At 44.5% G+C, this 16999-nt stretch carries 15 protein-coding genes and 1 other RNA gene; 8 read left to right on the top strand and 8 right to left on the bottom strand.

The window, feature by feature from the left end:
• Window positions 1-111: 111 nt before the first annotated feature.
• Window positions 112-1767 carry an LTA synthase family protein gene (locus Q0203_RS07955; protein WP_297931243.1) on the bottom strand — a complete coding sequence of 552 codons (1656 nt, stop codon included), beginning with the start codon at window positions 1765-1767 and terminating at the stop codon, window positions 112-114.
• A gap of 117 nt (window positions 1768-1884) precedes the next feature.
• Window positions 1885-2097 (bottom strand): 50S ribosomal protein L31, encoded by a 213-nt coding sequence (gene rpmE / locus Q0203_RS07950; protein WP_297931239.1) that lies wholly within the window; start codon window positions 2095-2097, stop codon window positions 1885-1887.
• Between the two features lie 225 nt (window positions 2098-2322).
• On the opposite strand from rpmE, the gene priA reads away from it, so the two are divergent.
• Entirely contained in the window at window positions 2323-4521 is a 2199-nt protein-coding gene (priA, locus tag Q0203_RS07945) for a primosomal protein N' (protein ID WP_297931236.1), read from the top strand.
• Window positions 4522-4624: 103 nt separating this feature from the next.
• A complete protein-coding gene (ftsN, locus tag Q0203_RS07940; RefSeq protein ID WP_297931233.1) occupies window positions 4625-5506 on the top strand; it encodes a cell division protein FtsN in 882 nt (293 codons plus the stop codon).
• 76 nt (window positions 5507-5582) lie between these two features.
• Here the strand turns inward: ftsN and pgeF are convergent, their stop codons facing one another.
• Both pgeF and rluD read right to left on the bottom strand, forming a co-directional pair.
• Window positions 5583-6320 (bottom strand): peptidoglycan editing factor PgeF, encoded by a 738-nt coding sequence (pgeF, locus tag Q0203_RS07935; RefSeq protein WP_297931230.1) that lies wholly within the window; start codon window positions 6318-6320, stop codon window positions 5583-5585.
• Window position 6321: 1 nt separating this feature from the next.
• Entirely contained in the window at window positions 6322-7296 is a 975-nt protein-coding gene (rluD, locus tag Q0203_RS07930; protein ID WP_297931227.1) for a 23S rRNA pseudouridine(1911/1915/1917) synthase RluD, read from the bottom strand.
• A gap of 106 nt (window positions 7297-7402) precedes the next feature.
• Between rluD and Q0203_RS07925 the strand changes: the two genes are divergently transcribed.
• Window positions 7403-8191 (top strand): outer membrane protein assembly factor BamD, encoded by a 789-nt coding sequence (locus tag Q0203_RS07925; RefSeq protein ID WP_297931224.1) that lies wholly within the window; start codon window positions 7403-7405, stop codon window positions 8189-8191.
• 31 nt (window positions 8192-8222) lie between these two features.
• On the opposite strand, the gene Q0203_RS07920 is transcribed toward Q0203_RS07925, so the two are convergent.
• From Q0203_RS07920 to Q0203_RS07910, 3 genes are all read right to left on the bottom strand, one after another.
• The gene (locus Q0203_RS07920) at window positions 8223-8816 is read right to left on the bottom strand and encodes a 5-formyltetrahydrofolate cyclo-ligase (protein WP_297931221.1); all 594 of its coding nucleotides are present in this window, start codon (window positions 8814-8816) and stop codon (window positions 8223-8225) included.
• Between the two features lie 15 nt (window positions 8817-8831).
• A non-coding RNA gene (gene ssrS / locus Q0203_RS07915) (6S RNA) lies at window positions 8832-9015 on the bottom strand.
• Between the two features lie 89 nt (window positions 9016-9104).
• Complete coding sequence (locus Q0203_RS07910; protein ID WP_021616569.1) at window positions 9105-9413, bottom strand: cell division protein ZapA; 309 nt, start codon at window positions 9411-9413, stop codon at window positions 9105-9107.
• Window positions 9414-9543: 130 nt separating this feature from the next.
• Between Q0203_RS07910 and Q0203_RS07905 the strand changes: the two genes are divergently transcribed.
• From Q0203_RS07905 to Q0203_RS07890, 4 genes are read left to right on the top strand one after another with little or no spacing between them, the layout of a single operon-like run.
• Window positions 9544-10092, top strand: a complete 549-nt coding sequence (locus tag Q0203_RS07905; RefSeq protein WP_021616568.1) for a YecA family protein — start codon at window positions 9544-9546, stop codon at window positions 10090-10092.
• Window positions 10093-10101: 9 nt separating this feature from the next.
• The gene (gene pepP / locus Q0203_RS07900; RefSeq protein WP_297931216.1) at window positions 10102-11427 is read left to right on the top strand and encodes a Xaa-Pro aminopeptidase; all 1326 of its coding nucleotides are present in this window, start codon (window positions 10102-10104) and stop codon (window positions 11425-11427) included.
• 9 nt (window positions 11428-11436) lie between these two features.
• The gene (gene glnB / locus Q0203_RS07895; RefSeq protein WP_297931213.1) at window positions 11437-11775 is read left to right on the top strand and encodes a nitrogen regulatory protein P-II; all 339 of its coding nucleotides are present in this window, start codon (window positions 11437-11439) and stop codon (window positions 11773-11775) included.
• A 3-nt stretch (window positions 11776-11778) separates the two neighbouring features.
• Entirely contained in the window at window positions 11779-12834 is a 1056-nt protein-coding gene (locus tag Q0203_RS07890; RefSeq protein ID WP_297931249.1) for an AI-2E family transporter, read from the top strand.
• A gap of 29 nt (window positions 12835-12863) precedes the next feature.
• Here the strand turns inward: Q0203_RS07890 and mfd are convergent, their stop codons facing one another.
• Window positions 12864-16307 carry a transcription-repair coupling factor gene (gene mfd, locus Q0203_RS07885; RefSeq protein ID WP_297931210.1) on the bottom strand — a complete coding sequence of 1148 codons (3444 nt, stop codon included), beginning with the start codon at window positions 16305-16307 and terminating at the stop codon, window positions 12864-12866.
• Window positions 16308-16512: 205 nt separating this feature from the next.
• On the opposite strand from mfd, the gene Q0203_RS07880 reads away from it, so the two are divergent.
• Entirely contained in the window at window positions 16513-16743 is a 231-nt protein-coding gene (locus Q0203_RS07880) for a zinc ribbon domain-containing protein (protein WP_297931246.1), read from the top strand.
• The last annotated feature ends 256 nt before the right edge of the window (window positions 16744-16999 follow it).

Below are 16999 nucleotides of genomic sequence, written 5' to 3'. Positions count from 1 at the left end.
GTGCAACTTGTTGCACGCAACGCACGAAATCATGAATTACGCATTAAGGTTAATCATTCGTGCAACAAATTGCACGCTACGAAGGTACAGTTTTTTTTAACTTTCCACTTTTTATCTGGCGATTTTCAGATGTTGATATAAATAATGGCGATAATCGTTCACTAGACTTTGTTCTTCCGCATCCTCTAATTTCCCTTCGCTCAAGATCCGCATGGCAATATTCGCACGCATAAAGTCATCTTCAACAGGCAATCCGGCAATCTCAAGCAATAATCCGCCAACAAAAGCCAAATCTACAAACGTTTGCTGTTGCGTAAAACTTGACGGCACATTACTTCGAACCACCACTTGCGTCACATAATCCGGATTCGCATATTGTCCCAACTTCGGCGGTAAACAATTATCAAACGCCACTTGGTGATCCCCAAAATACGCGAACACATAAGGCGTATTGCGTTGTTTTAAAGAGTGGTGAAAGGCTTCAGTCGCTTGATTTAGCGCCACAATACGTTGCGTATAATCATTCAAACAAGCAATCGTTTTCTGACTTAAGCCGTCTTTAACCAAATTAAAATGATTCGGCGTATCCGTATGATATGGCCCGTGTTCCTTCATGGTTAATACATAAACAAACATCGGTTGTTGAACATGCTGTAATAACGGATGTTGTTTTTGTAAAATCATCTCGGCATACTTCAACATCTCATCGCTGCCAATGTGCCACAGGTTTTTGCCCAACGGCGCAGGATAGCCTAAATCCTGTGGCTGTAACATTAAATCAAAACCAAAATGATCATAGGCGGATTTTGCATTGTAATTCCCTTTCGTGAAAGGCGATAAGGCAACACAAAAATAACCTTGATCATGCAAATTTTTCACTAATCCGCAGGTTAAATGCGGAACAACGGAATAGAACACACCGTTTGCCAATGCGCCAAAATCGGTGGATGGCACCCCGGCCAAGAAAGCAAACTCCGATTTCCACGTCGCCCCACCTAAGGTATGCACACGCAACGGGCTCATAAAAACGGTATCTTCTTGTTTTTCAAACATGGAAAGAGGCGGAATCGCCTGCCGGTCAAAATCAAATTGGTGCGGATTCAGCGTGGACTCTTGCAAACACACCACGATATCCGGCTTTGTTTCCCCTTGAAAATGCGCTTTATTAGTAAAAAGTGCGGTCATTTTTTCATGAAATTGTTGACCGTCACCGGAAAAATTCGGCACACTAAAAAAGACACCCCGACAAGACATCGGCAAATTTAAAAACACATCTCTGCCATCATCCGGTAAAGAGTCCAGCCAAACTTTCACCGCTTGAGGATGGCGAGAATAATGCCACATCAACCCCAAAGCAGCGACACTGACTAACCCTGCACAAATCCGCCAATACATCGGCAATATATCTGCATCCGCCCAACCGAAAATGGCATAAATCAACAAACCGATCAAACCGAAAATCGCCAAAATCGCGCCTTTATAATGTAATAATGTCTCCCAATTACGCCAATCGGCAACCAATAGAAAATCTGAAATCAATAAAGGCTGTTTGTAATAATGAATTTTTAATCGATGGAATAACATCAAGACGACAAACAGTATTGATGCAAAATTCACGCCTTTTTGCCACTGTCCGGAAAAGAAGGTCATTCCCCCGAAAAAAAAGAGAAATAACGCAATAGCAAAAAAATACGTCCAGCGATAGTGAGAATTAAAAATGAAAATAACGGCAGCCAAAAAAAACAAGACTAAAAGAAGATAGGACATGGTGTAACTACCTAAAATATCAAACGTTAAATGCCATTAACGATGTTTGAAAAGTAATTGAAAATTAACGATTACCTGTAAAAAAGCCCTACCATAGGCAGGGCTTGCAAAATGAGATTATTTTGAACTTGGGATTTTGAAACGGCTGTTAAAGCGTTCAACACGACCACCAGTATCAACAACACGTTGTTTACCTGTGTAGAATGGGTGGCATTTACCGCACACATCAAGGTTGATGTCTTTGCCTAAGGTAGAACGAGTTTTGACTACGTTACCGCAAGAACAGGTTGCCGTAACTTCTTTATATTCAGGATGAATACCTTGTTTCATAGAAAACCTCAAATTTGAAGCCATGCCGCTATCAAGCCAACTGCAAAAGCAATCCCTGACACCGCATGAGATTAATATTACGCCATTTAAAATGGCACGCTTGTGTGTAAGGTTACGAATTTTACAGAAAAAGAAAATGACATTCAACCCATCCGCCCCTAAATAGACAACAATCCCCCAAAATGCTATATTCCGAGCCCATTTTAGTTCACTTAATTTCCATCCATGCCATTTGCCCGAATTGCACTTCCGGTGCCGTTACATCGCTATTTTGACTATATTCTCCCTGCTTCAATGAAGGTCGTCGCGGGGGCGCGGGTGCTTGTGCCCTTTGGGATGCAGAAACGGGTTGGCGTTGTAGTTGACGTGGTGGATCAGACGGATGTGCCTGAAGAACAATTGAAACCGGTGCTAGCCTGTCTGGATGATACTTCACTGTTTTCTCCGGAAAGTTGGCAGTTCTTAAATTGGGCGGCAAATTATTATCACGCCCCGTTGGGCGAAGTGTTATCGCAAGCCTTGCCGGTGAAGCTGCGCCAAGGGGAAAGTGCGGTGGAAAAACAAAAAGTTTTTTGGACACCGACCGCACTTGGCGAACAAGCGTTGGCGCAAGGTTTGCTAAAACGCTCGAAAAAACAGCTTGAAGCATTGCAGGCGGCAAAGGAGGGGATGGAAAAAGGCAACAATCCCTTTGGTAGCGGCATTTGGTCGGCGTTGAAAGCCAAAGAATACATTACTGAAATCGCTCAAGATCCGGAAATTCAAACCTGGCAACAGCAATTAGCCGGTGAACCAATTGTGAAGAAAGCCGATCGATTAACGCTCAACAAGCAACAAGCGTTGGTATTCAGCCAATTGAAATTTACCCAAGGGTTTGTCGCGTGGTTGTTGGACGGCGTGACAGGTTCCGGCAAAACGGAAATTTATTTGCAATTTATTGAAGAAATTTTAAATCAAGGCAAACAAGTATTGGTCTTGGTGCCGGAAATTGGGCTGACGCCCCAAACAGTAAGTCGTTTCCAAGCCCGTTTTAACGTGGTGATTGACGTGTTGCATTCCAATTTAAATGATACGCAACGCTTGCAGGTGTGGCAACGTGCGCGTAGCGGACAAAGTGCGGTCATTATTGGCACACGATCGGCGTTGTTTACGCAATTTGCTCATTTAGGCGCGATTATTATCGATGAAGAACATGATACGTCTTTTAAGCAACAAGACGGTTGGCGTTATCATGCTCGCGATTTGGCGGTGGTGTATGCCAAACAACTGAATATTCCCGTTTTAATGGGGTCGGCAACCCCTTGTTTGGAAAGTCTGAATAATGTGCAACAGGGGAAATATCAGCGTTTATGTCTATCAGAAAAAGCCAATCAGTCCACCGCACTTCAACAACACGTCATTGATTTAAAACATCAGTCAATGCGCAACGGTTTATCGGAAATCCTGATAAAACGCATGCAGGCGCATTTAGAAAAAGGCAATCAGGTGTTGTTGTTTCTGAATCGACGCGGTTTTGCACCGGTGTTGCTGTGCCATGAATGTGGCTGGATGGCGGAATGTCGCCATTGTGATAAACCTTACACCTATCACCAACAACACAATGTGTTGCGTTGTCATCATTGCAGTGCACAAAAGCCGATTTCGCGCCAATGCGGCAATTGCGGTTCCACCCAATTAATCACCACGGGCTTAGGCACGGAACAGCTAGAAGATACCTTAAAAGCAATTTTCCCAAATTACGGCATTGCTCGAATTGACCGTGACACGACGGCGCGCAAAGGCAAACTGGAAGGTTATTTAGCGGATATTCAACAGGGCAAAAGCCAAATTCTTATCGGCACCCAAATGTTGGCAAAAGGGCACCATTTCCCGAATGTCACTTTAGTCGCGTTAGTCAACGTGGATAGTGCGTTATTTTCATTGGATTTCCGTGCAGAAGAACGGCTGGCCCAACTTTATATGCAGGTGGCAGGCCGTGCCGGGCGAGGTGCGCAACAAGGCGAAGTGCTTTTACAAACCCATTATCCGGAACATCCTTTGTTACAAAGCCTGTTGCAACAAGGCTACAACCAATTTGCCCACAATGCCCTCGCGTTGCGTAAAGCGATGGGGCTGCCGCCTTTCAGTTCGCAAGCCTTGTTCAAAGCGCAAAGTCGCCATAGTGAAGACGCAGAGCATTTATTGACGCAGTTTGCAGCATATTTACAGCAGGTGAAACGAGATATTGCACCGGAATTACAAATCCTTGGACCGATGTCGGCGCCATTCAGCAAAAAAGCAGGACAATATCGTTGGCAGTTATTGTTGCAACATCCTTCTCGTGCAACCCTACATCAGGTCTTGACAGCGTTTGAACGAGATCAAGCCGATCAAGCAACAAAAGTGCGGTGGATTTTAGATGTGGATCCATTGGATTTAAGCTAGTTTCCGCTTTGTGGTAGTCAATAAGGCAATTTTTCAGTAGAATTACGCGAATTTTTATTTCATCCCTTTAATGATTATCTTTTTAAATTGAACAGGTTTTATTGTGGCTCAACGTGATTACGCTGCGCGCAGCAGCATGAAGAAAAAGAAGAAACAAAATAAAAATAACAAATCCTTGCTATTAATGATTGCCGCCATGGTGGTCATTGCTTTTGGACTTGGGCTTTATTTATTAAAAGAAAAAGCGCCGGAGCCTGTGGCGGAGTCTGCCAGTACAGTGGAAAAAACACAACCGAAAAGTGTCTTGCCGAATCGTCCGGAAGAAGTGTGGAGCTATATTCAAGCGCTAGAAACCCGCACCGTGCCAATTGATAATAATCCGAAATCGTTGGATAAAAATATGCGTTTAACGGAAGAACAACGTAAGATTTTAGCAGCGATGGAAGAAGAACAAAAACAAGCGGAACTGGCGCGCAGCAAAGCAGCTGAGGCTCAAGCCACAACCGCACCACAAACGGCGCAAGCACCGGTTCAAGCCCCGGCACAAACGACACAGCCCCCAGTGCAACCGCAAGCCAAACCGCAAGTGGTAGAAGCGAAAGAGGCAAAAAAAGTAACGCCGCCAAAAGAAGAGAAAAAAGCGGAACCAGTCGTGAAAACCGAGCCACCGAAAAAACCTGAGCCGGTGCCACAACCGCAATCGCCGTCACAACCTCAGCCACAACAACAAACGGCAAAACCGGCATCACCACAAGCGGCCAGTACGAGTGAGCGCCGCTACGGGTTACAATGTGGCGCATTTAAAAATAAAGCGCAGGCTGATGCGCTGCAGGTTAAATTAAACGCACTCGGATTAAATGCCAGAGTGAATGAAAGTGCGGATTGGAATCGTGTTGTTGTCGGCCCCGTTGGTGATCGAAATGCGGCCGTTAAAATGCAGGAAAAAGCACAAAGCGTGATTAGCTGCGTGGTGATTGGAATGTAATCAACAATAAAAATGCAGTAAAAAAATGCGGTTATTTTTTAACCGCATTTTTTCATGACACGGATGAGAAATCAAATTATCCGTTAATCCATACTACCGATGCCATTCTTCCTGTGACATTCTCTCGGCGATAAGAAAAGAATTTGTCTGCTTCAAGATAAGTGCAGTATTCGCCACCGCTGATTTGGGTAATACCGAGAGCGTTGAGACGTTGCGTAGCGATTTGGTAAAGGTTGCCGAGGAATTTGTCTTTCGCTTTCGGATCTGCGATAAAGGCGGATGTGGCTTGGGGATCTTGGGCTACAAATTGATCGATAACCTCTTGTCCCACTTGGAAAGCCGTTGGGCCGATAGCCGGTCCGAACCACGCTAAGATGTCTTCATACGGACAGTGAAATTTGGCGACAGTTTGTTCTAATACACCATCGCATAATCCGCGCCAACCGGCATGGGCAGCGGCCACTTCCGTGCCCTGTTTATTGGTAAATAACACGGGCAAACAATCGGCAGTCATCACTAAACACACTTGATTCGGTTGGCTGGTATAAACCGCATCGGCATTGAAATCTTCCCCGTCATAAGGCAGGGTTAATACGCGCGTGCTATGAGTTTGGTTTAAGAACAACGGCATTTGTGGTAAATGGAATTTTTCTACCAATAAAGTGCGGTTGATTTTCACAGCGTTTTTATCGTCCCCTACATGATCACCCAAATTAAAACTGTCATAAGGCGCAAGGCTCACACCGCCATGGCGAAGCGTGGTAAACGCTTTCACGTTTTGAGGGGCTTTCCAGTTCGGTTTAATGGCTTGCATATTAATAATCCAATTCGTCTTTGTGGAGAACATAATCCGCTTTTAAAGCGGTCACTAATTCCACAAAATCCTCCGGCAACGGTGCGTACCATTCCATCATTTCACCATTAATTGGGTGTTGTAAACGTAACATCACGGCATGTAAGGCTTGACGTTTGAAATTACGCAATACTTCCATCAATTCTTCACTGGCATTTTTTGGGGGACGTGGACGACCACCATAGGTTTGATCGCCTAATAATGGGTGGGCAATATGTGCCATGTGCACACGGATTTGGTGAGTTCTGCCGGTTTCTAAACGCAAACGCAAGCGCGTGTAATCGCGGAAACGTTCCATAATACGATAGTGAGTGACCGCAGGTTTACCCATCGGATGCACGGCCATATGAGTACGTTTGGCTGGGTGGCGCGCCATGGGTTCATCTACGGTGCCGCCTTTGGTCATGATGCCACAAGCAACCGCTTCATATTCGCGGGTGATTTTGCGTTTTTGCAAATCACGCACCAACTGGGTTTGCGCGGGAATGGTTTTGGCGACGACCATCAAGCCCGTGGTGTCTTTATCTAAACGATGTACAATGCCCGCACGCGGCACTTCGGCAATTTGTGGGTAATGGTAAAGTAGCGCATTGAGAACGGTGCCTTTAGGATTGCCTGCACCGGGGTGAACCACAAGATCTTTGGGTTTGTTGATAACAAGAATGTCCTCGTCTTCATAAACGATATTTAACGGAATGTTTTCCGGCTCAAAACGGGTTTCATCTTCAATTTCCACGGTAATCTCAATCTGTTCGTCACCGTAAACCTTGGTGCGCGGCACATTTTGCACGACACCGTTGACCAGCACCAAATTCTCCTCAATCCATGTTTTTAAGCGGGAGCGGGAATAGTCGGGGAACAATTCCGCCAAGGTTTGGTCTAAGCGCTGCCCCATTTGTTGCGGTTGCACGGTTGCCGAAAGAGTAATTTGTGCCATAAATAAAAAATCCGTTAATCAAGTTTGCTTATTTAGCAATGTTCTATACAATATCGGGCAATTGTAACTCATTTCTCATTTTTCGTAAAAATAAGGATTCTATTTAATGCGTAAACTTAAATCCCTTGCATTGTTGGCTTTTGTTGCATTGACGGTAACTGCGTGTTCCGGTTCTAAGCAAGATGTCGAGCAAGCACCGGAGCAAGAATTATACAGTACCGGGCAAACCTATTTGCAAAAAGGGGATTATAGTCAGGCAATCCGTTATTTAACGGCGGTGGATAATCGTTTTCCGGGCAGTTCATATAGTGAACAGGTGCAACTGAATTTGATTTATGCCTACTATAAATCACAGGATTACACCGAAATGTTAGTCACTGTTGACCGCTTTATTCAACGTTTTCCGCATAGCGATCATTTAGATTACGCCTTATATATGGCAGGGTTAGCCAATTCCGCTTTGGGGGATAACTTCTTCCAAGATTTCTTCGGCGTCGATCGCGCAACACGTGAGAATACCTCGATTAAAACGGCGTTTTCTAACTTCCAAAATTTGGTGCAACATTTCCCGAATAGCCCTTATGCGCCGGATGCCTTAGCGCGTATGGCGTATATTAAAGCGAGCCTTGCACGTCATGAGTTAGCGATCGCGAAATTTTATTTTAAACGTGATGCCTATGTAGCAACGGCCAACCGTGTCGTGTCTATGTTGAAGTTGTATCCGGACACTCAAGCCACGTTAGAGGCACTGCCATTAATGAAAGAATCTTATGAAAGAATGAATTTAAAACAATTAGCGGATCAAACAGCAAAAATCATTGCGGCGAATGAAGGTAAGAAATTTGCTGAACCGGAAAAGCCAAAAGCACCGGAATTGAAAGCACCTCAAAAATAAACAAAAAACCTCCGAGTTATCGGAGGTTTTTTTATCCCACAAAGATTCGTTCCAACGGCATATCCCAGCTTTCAACGGGCAAGGTATCCACTTGCTGACATTGGTGCGCTAAACCAATCGGAATGAAATGTTTCTGTTGCCAATGTTGCAACGTGCGATCGTAAAATCCCCCGCCCATGCCAAGGCGATTGCCCTGCTTATCAAACGCGACTAACGGCGTAAAAATCACGTCTAACTGCTCAAGCGGAATCACATTTTGTACGTTTAAGTGCGGTTCAAAAATCCCAAATTTATTGGCTTTCATAGGCGTGTCAGGCAAATAACGCAAAAAGAGTAAATGTCCTTGACAAAAGGGATGGAGCACCGGCAAATACACGTTTTTGCCCTGTTGCCATAACTGTTCAATAAGCGGTTGTGTCGCAATTTCGCCATCTACGGCAAGATATAAGGCAATGTGCTGTGCTTGCTGTTGTTCAATGAACGAAAGCGCTTGTTGAGTAATGCGTTGGGCGGCTTGTTGTTGCTGAAGTTCGGTCAAATTCCGACGCGCTTTTCGAATATGTTGGCGTAGTTGCTGACGAAATTGTTGATGTTGTTGCTGAATGGTTGAAAGGCGTGTTTGCATAAATGTCGTATCAGAAAGGAACCCGAGGTGCCGTTGTAGGTGATCAGTCCTTGAACCCTACGGTTCAAGGGAATTAGTTGAAATCATTTTTAGGCTTCTTAGTCAAGCTAAGCCTGCACACCAATGACAGGAAACCAATTCATAAGATTAAAAGTATCGGCTCAGGGACATAACCCACTGGCGAACACCTCAGGAAATTCTTTGATGTAATACTACTCGAAATTGCATTTTATGACTAGCAATAATTCATATCCTTACACTATTTTACATTGTGACCAAGACAGAAAATTAGTTCATATTGAATTTTTGCGTAGAAAGATTATCCAGTGAATGATCGAGCGGTCGTAAGATTTTATTTTTCAAGACATCTTCAATTAAGTGGGTTTTCTGCTGCTCTTGCATCAGCTCGAAACTTAAATTTAATGCAACGATGGAAAGGACTTTTTCCACTTGCAAAATGCCGGTGCGTTCTTTCATTTCTGACACGCGTTGATCTAATTCACGGGCGGCATGGCGCAATGCGTCATGTTGTTCTTCCGGACAATTTAAGCGTAACAGCTGCCCCAATACGGATAATTCAATACTTTTAGATGACATTTTTTGCCCCAAATTCGCTAATGAAAACTGTGCGCATTATGCCACAGGCGAAAAAACTTGCCAATTTCTAAACTGGTTACCTAAGGTGAAGAATGATAGACTAAGCGCAATTTCAACAAGGATAATTTCAATGACCACAATTTCTTATCAACACCTAAATCAACAGCTCCAACACGCCTCTATTCCCCTTTCTGCCGCCGAATTACACGGTTTTTTGAGTGGCTTAATTTGCGGCGGCGTTCAAGATCAAAGCTGGCAGCCATTACTTTATCAATTTACCAATGATAATCACGCCTACCCTACCGCACTTTTAACGCAAATTACCGACATTTATCAACAAATTCGTCACCAATTAGCCGATAATGAAGCCTTTGACTTTGCGCTTTGTTTGCCCGATACGGAAAATATTTTTGAATATGCCGACGGTTTGGCAGAATGGTCGAACCACTTTTTGCTCGGTTTGGGCTTGGCACAACCGCATTTGGATAAAGAAAAAGGCGACATCGGCGAAGCGCTGGACGATTTACATGATATTTGCCAGTTAGGTTACGAAGAAGACGATGATCCCGAGGAACTGGCGCAAGCGGTGGAAGAGATCGTGGAATATGTGCGTACCATCGCCACCTTGTTTTTTACCCATTTCACCAAACAAGAAGACAAACAGCCAACGTTACACTAAGGATAAATGATGGATCTCGCATACATGGCAGCGTTACCGATGGAAGAATTTGCCCAACGCCGCGCTAAGGTTTTTGAACAAATGCAGGAAGATTCCTTATTTTTGGTATTTTCCGACATTGAACGTCGTCGCAATGACGGCTGTGATTATCCTTTCCGTCAGGACAGTTATTTCTGGTATTTAACCGGTTTTAATGAGCCGAATTCGGCATTGTTATTGCGTAAACAGCAAGGTGAACAACAGGCGATCATTTTTGTACGCCCGTCCGATAAATTACGGGAAATTTGGAACGGACGCCGTCTTGGCGTAGACAATGCACCGCAAACCTTGTTGGTGGATACCGCTTATGCCATCGAGGAGTTTGTACCGCAGTTTAAAAATTTAGCGCAAAAACAGACCGCACTTTATTACGCACCGAAGCAACAGCCTTGGGGCGACGCCTTGCTGGAACAAAGTGCGGTGGAATTTTTGAGTGTTTTTAATTGGAAGCCGATGCTTGGCGAGATGCGCCTGTTCAAATCGGAAAATGAAATAGCACTCATGCAACAAGCGGGGCAAATCAGCGCGCTTGCACACATTAAAGCCATGCAGCAAACTCGCCCTAATCGTTTGGAATATGAGGTAGAAAGCGATATTTTGCATGAATTTAATCGCTTTGGTGCGCGTTATCCTTCCTATAACAGCATTATTGCCGGTGGTGAAAATGCCTGCATTTTGCATTATTCGGAAAACGATATGCCGTTGCGCGACGGCGATTTGGTGCTGATTGATGCGGGCTGCGAATTTGCCATGTATGCAGGGGATATTACCCGCACTTTCCCGGTAAATGGTCAATTTACTGAAGCGCAAAAAGCGATCCATAACATTGTGCTACAAGCGCAAAAACGTGCCATTGAATTGTTGGTACCGGGCAGTTCCATTGCGAAAGCGAACGAAGAAGTCATTCGTATTAAAACCGAAGGTTTGGTCCGTTTAGGCATTCTGAAAGGCAACGTAGATGAATTAATCGAACAAAAAGCCTATCGTGAATTTTATATGCACGGTCTAGGGCATTGGCTCGGTTTGGATGTACATGACGTAGGCGAATATGGTGAAAATCGCGACCGCACTTTGGAGCCCGGCATGGTACTCACCGTAGAACCGGGATTGTATTTATCTAAAGACGCCGATATTCCGGAGCAATATAAAGGCATTGGCATTCGGATTGAAGACAATTTGTTGATTACCGATTACGGCAACAAAAATCTGACGACTGCTGCACCGAAAGAAATTGCGGATATTGAAAAATTAATGGCAGAAGCCAAAGCCTGTTTCAATACTGAAAGAGAAAACTAAGGAAAAAGAATGAAAAAAATTGAAGCGATTATTAAACCCTTTAAATTAGATGACGTGCGAGAAGCCTTGTCCGATCTTGGCATTACCGGAATGACGGTAACCGAAGTGCGTGGTTTTGGCCGTCAGAAAGGACATACGGAACTTTATCGTGGCGCAGAATACATGGTGGATTTCCTGCCGAAAGTCAAAATGGAAATTGTAGTGCCTGATGAATTATCAGAGTCCTGTTTAAATGCCATTATAGAGACAGCACAAACAGGCAAAATCGGCGACGGCAAAATTTTTGTTTATGAAGTCGAGCGGGTTGTCCGTATTCGTACAGGCGAAGAAAATGAGGATGCGATTTAATTGATGGAACATCACTCTTCTCTTGTTAAAGCGCTGGTGGCCTGCGCTTCGATTGTCATTGTTTTAGCTGGCATTAAAGCGGCTTCAGAAATTGTGGTGCCGTTTTTATTGGCATTGTTTATTGCGATTATCTGCTCGCCTTTGCTAGCATTTTTGACCAAAAGAAAAGTGCCTTATTGGCTGGCGATTACCACGTTATTATTGTTGATTTTCGTGATCTTTTTCTTTCTTTTCGGGCTTATTAACAGCACGATCCAAGAATTTAGCCAATCTATTCCGCAATATCGACAATTATTGGCAGAACGCGTTAATGATGTTTTGACACTCGCACAAAAATGGAAAATCCCGTTAGATATTTCGGAAAATAGCATTATGGAGAATTTCGATCCGAGTGCCATCATGAAATTTGTCCAACGTGTCTTTTTAAGCTTTTCCGGTGTCGTGACCAATATTTTTGTTTTGTTGCTTGTGGTGATTTTCATGCTGTTGGAAGCGCCTCAGGCGAAGCATAAATTTGCTGTCGCATTCAGCGATAATCCAAATGATATCGGGCAGCAAGAGCATTATTTAGATCGCATTTTAAACGGCATCATGAGCTATCTCGCCGTCAAAACCATGATGAGCGTGCTGACCGCCATTTGTGTTTGGGCATTATTAGAAGTCACCGGCGTGCAGTATGCGATCTTATGGGCAACGCTCAGTTTTCTGCTCAACTACATTCCCAATATCGGTTCTATCATCGCGGCAATCCCGATCATTGTACAAGCCTTGCTGTTGAATGGTTTTATTATCGGTTTGGGCGTATTGGTCGCAATTGTCATCATCAACGTTGTTATCGGCAGTGTGTTGGAGCCTCGTTTAATGGGGAAAAAACTGGGGCTTTCCACTTTGGTGGTGTTTTTATCTTTACTATTTTGGGGATGGTTACTAGGCACCGTAGGAATGTTGCTTTCCGTGCCGTTAACCATGGCGTTGAAAATCGCATTAGAGGCCGGTTCCTCAACGGCGAAATACGCCATCTTGCTTGGTGATGGTCATTCTCAACAAGCAAAACGCTAAAAATAAAGTCGCAGACGCGACTTTATTTTTTATCTTGTAACAATTTCCTTAACCAAATTCTCCACAAATTCTAACCGCACTTTATAGTCCGTTAAATCTTTGGTAAAGCGGAATTTATGTGGGCCGTCAAAACGATAAACCGCCGGATTGCGTTGGATTAACTGTAAAAAGATCATCGGGTCTAACTCGGCGTTCGGCGCAAATTCGATGAATCCGCCTTGCGCATTGGCATCCAAGCGAATGACATTGAGCGGCTTCAAATCCAACCGTAATTGGGCAATTTGCAACAGATTCCGTGTGGCTTGTGGCAAGGTGCCGAAACGGTCGATAAGCTCCACTTTTAATTCATCCAATGCTTCGGTATTTTCCGCGCCGGCAATACGTTTATAGAAAGATAAACGCATATTCACATCGCCTAAATAATCTTCTGGCAATAGCGACGGCATCCGTAAATCAATTTCTGTTTGTTGTTGCGTCAGCTCGTCCAATGACGGCTCGCGACCTTCTTTTAAGGCTTTCACCGCACGCTCCAACAATTCCATATAAAGCGAAAAACCGATGCTTTCAATTTGTCCGCTCTGCTCGTTGCCCAGCAATTCCCCGGCGCCGCGAATTTCCAAATCGTGCGTGGCCAAAATAAAGCCGGCACCGAGGTTGTCTAGGCTTTCCAAGGCCTCCAAGCGTTTTTGCGCATCCTTCGTCATCAGTTTCGGTGGCGGTGTGAGCAAATACGCATAGGCTTGATGGTGAGAACGCCCAACCCGTCCGCGTAACTGGTGCAACTGTGCCAAACCGAAATTGTCGGCACGCTCGATAATAATCGTATTAGCCGTCGGCACATCGATACCGGTTTCAATAATCGTAGAACACACCAGCACGTTATAACGTTGATGATAAAAATCCGACATCACGCGTTCCAGCTCACGTTCGCGCATTTGTCCATGCCCCACAATCACGCGCGCTTCCGGCACAAGTGCGGTCAGTTTTTCTGCCGTATTTTCAATGCTCGCCACATCGTTATGCAAATAATACACCTGCCCGCCACGCAAAATTTCACGCAAAATCGCTTCACGAATCACCAATTCATCCGTTTGACGCACAAACGTTTTAATGGTTAAACGGCGTGCCGGTGGCGTAGAAATAATGGAAAGATCGCGAATACCATTCATCGCCATGTTTAACGTACGCGGAATCGGCGTTGCCGTCAGGGTAAGAATATCAATGTTTGCACGCAGCTGTTTCATTTTTTCTTTTTGGCGCACGCCAAAACGGTGTTCTTCGTCAATAATCAACAAACCCAGATCATGGAATTGCACGTCGCCTTGAATGATTTTATGGGTGCCAATCAGAATATCCACTTTGCCTTCGGCTAAATCCTGAATCACCTGTTTCTGCTCTTTCGCCGTTTTAAAGCGAGACAACATTTCCACGTTCACCGGCAAGTTAGCAAAGCGGTCTTTGAAATTATCGAAATGTTGTTGCGCCAACAACGTGGTCGGCACCAACACGGCAACCTGTTTGTGGTTCATCACCGCTAAAAAGGCGGCACGCATCGCCACTTCCGTTTTACCAAAACCCACGTCACCACACACCAAACGATCCATGGCTTTCGGTTGAGTCATGTCGGAAATCACGGCATTAATTGCCATAAGTTGATCATGGGTTTCTTCAAACGGGAACGTAGCAGTGAATTGTTGGAATTCCTCACGATCATATCGGAACGCAAAGCCTTTTTGCGCTTCACGTTGCGCATATACATCCAATAACTCCGCTGCCACATCACGAATTTTCTCCGCCGCTTTACTGCGCGCTTTGCCCCAGGCTTCGGAGCCTAACTTGTGCAACGGCGCGGTCTCATCGGAACCGCCCACATAACGGCTGATTAAATGTAACGATGCCACCGGCACATACAATTTTGAGTCGTTGGCATAATTGAGCAACAAGTATTCCGCTTTAATGCCGCCGTTTTCTAAACTCACTAAACCGCCGTAGCGCCCTACGCCATGATCCAAATGCACGACCGGCTGACCGATTTGCAATTCGGCAAGGTTGCGAATCAAGGTATCAGGGTTCACCGTGCGGGATTTATCCCGCTGCCGTTGTTGCACGCGTTCGCCAAGCAATTCCGATTCACAAATAATGGCAAGCGGCACATCCTGCTCAATAATAAAACCATGTTCCAATGGGCTCACCATTAAAGCCAATTTTTCTTCTGTCGCTTGCGCCAAAGAAGAGATTTGTTTTGGTTTCAGTTTTAGCGGTGCAAGCAGGCTTAACAAGGTTTCACGGCGTCCTTCCGTTTCCACGATAAATAAAATATTGCCTTTAAAATGCGCAATAAATTGGCGTAACTGATGTAACGGTTCTTTTTGTTGCGATTGAATGGTCAGTGGCGGTAAGGGCGTAATGGCCAAATTTTTCTGCCGTGCGGACGACCGCACTTTTTCCGCTTTTAATGCAATGGCTGGGTAATTTTTTAACTGACGATTCACTTCATCAATGCGCAACCAAAGTTTATCGGGCGACAATAACGGACGCATCGGATCGACACGGCGACTCTCAAAACGTTGTTCCGCATCCGCATAAAAACGCTCACCCTGCGTTTGATTTTGCTCGCCGGTAATAAACAGCGTATTCGCCGGGAAATAATCAAATAAAGTCGCCATTTCTTCAAAGAACAAGGGCTGCCAATATTCAATCCCTGCCGCTAAGGTGCCTTTGCTGATTTGTTGATAAATATGTTCCGGATCCCGTCGAATCTCACCAAACGCCGCGCGGAATTGGCTGCGGAAAAATTCAATGCCTTGGTTATCCGTTGGAAATTCGTGCGCCGGCAATAAATTGATTTGATCGATTTCCTGCAACGTACGTTGAGTATCCACATCAAAAGTGCGAATGGAATCAATTTCATCATCAAAAAAATCTAAGCGAAAAGGCACCGCACTTCCCATTGGGAAAAGATCCAACAAGGCGCCGCGCACCGCATATTCTCCATGTTCCAACACTTGCTCCACCGCGCGATAACCTGATTTTTCCAATTGCAAACGAAGCGTTTCAATGACAAAACGGTCGCCTTTGTTAATCAGTAACACCCGATGTTGTAAATAAGACGGCGGGCAAACGCGTTGCATTAAGGTGGCAATCGGCAAAATGAAAATGCCTTGCTTGCGTTGTTGTAAGTGAAATAAGGCACTCAAGCGGGCAGAAATAATATCTTGATGAGGCGAAAAACTGTCGTAAGGCAAGGTTTCCCAATCGGGAAAAAAGGTGACATTAAGTGGGCTCAGTTGCGCCAATTCTTTTTCTAAACGCACCGCACTTCGGGTGTCGTTCGTCACCACCACGGTTAGCCCGTTAAACTGCGCCGCAATTTCACTCACGGCAAGGCTATCCGCACCGGGCAGAATATTGGCTAAAATTTTATGATCTTGTGCTTGGGTTGGAATTTCGATGTGAAAAAATGGAGTTTGCATAAAACGACAATATATTAAAAAAAAATTGTCGCTAGTTTAGCTCAAACAGGGGGGATTTCCAATAAAAGTCTGTATAAAAAAACAGTAATAATAAGATTGATGTTGGCGTAATTTGTTCATACCGTATCGAAAAGAGGTCATTCATCCCTCTTGTGTTTTTTACCATTATCGTTACATTACAAAAAAACAGATATATTAAAGGTGAATTATGTTACAACGATGCCCCGAATGTCGTAAAAAAATCAGTGAAAGTGCAACACATTGCCCGAATTGTGGCTTTTCTTTTCAAGCGGAAGATTTGGAACGCTATAAAGCTATGTTGGAAAAACGCCGTTTGCACAATCAAGAAGTGAACCGCAAAAGTGCGCGATTGCAGTTGATTTGGTTGCTTATTTTTGCGTCAGTAATTGGTGTGGCGGCGTATTGGGTGAATTAACGTGGCGATATGATTTGCGCCTAAAGTGCGGTGGGTTTAAAAAATGTTTCGGTGTTATATCACTGTTACACAAAACCGATTAACTCAATTTTGTCACAATCCTTGTGCGTTGTTTTAACCGCAAGGATTTTCTTTATTTATAAGCTTTGCTAATTCGAGTAAAATCCGTTTGACATTTATTTTCAAAGGATCATCATGATGACAGCACAGCACAGCACAGCACAGCACAGCACAGCACAGCACAGCACAGCACAGC

Origin of the sequence: uncultured Aggregatibacter sp. (genome assembly GCF_938046485.1) — a bacterium.
Taxonomy (GTDB): Bacteria; Pseudomonadota; Gammaproteobacteria; order Enterobacterales; family Pasteurellaceae; genus Aggregatibacter.
Note: the sequence above shows the minus strand (reverse complement) of the source record. Positions and strands in the feature narration are given on the sequence as shown.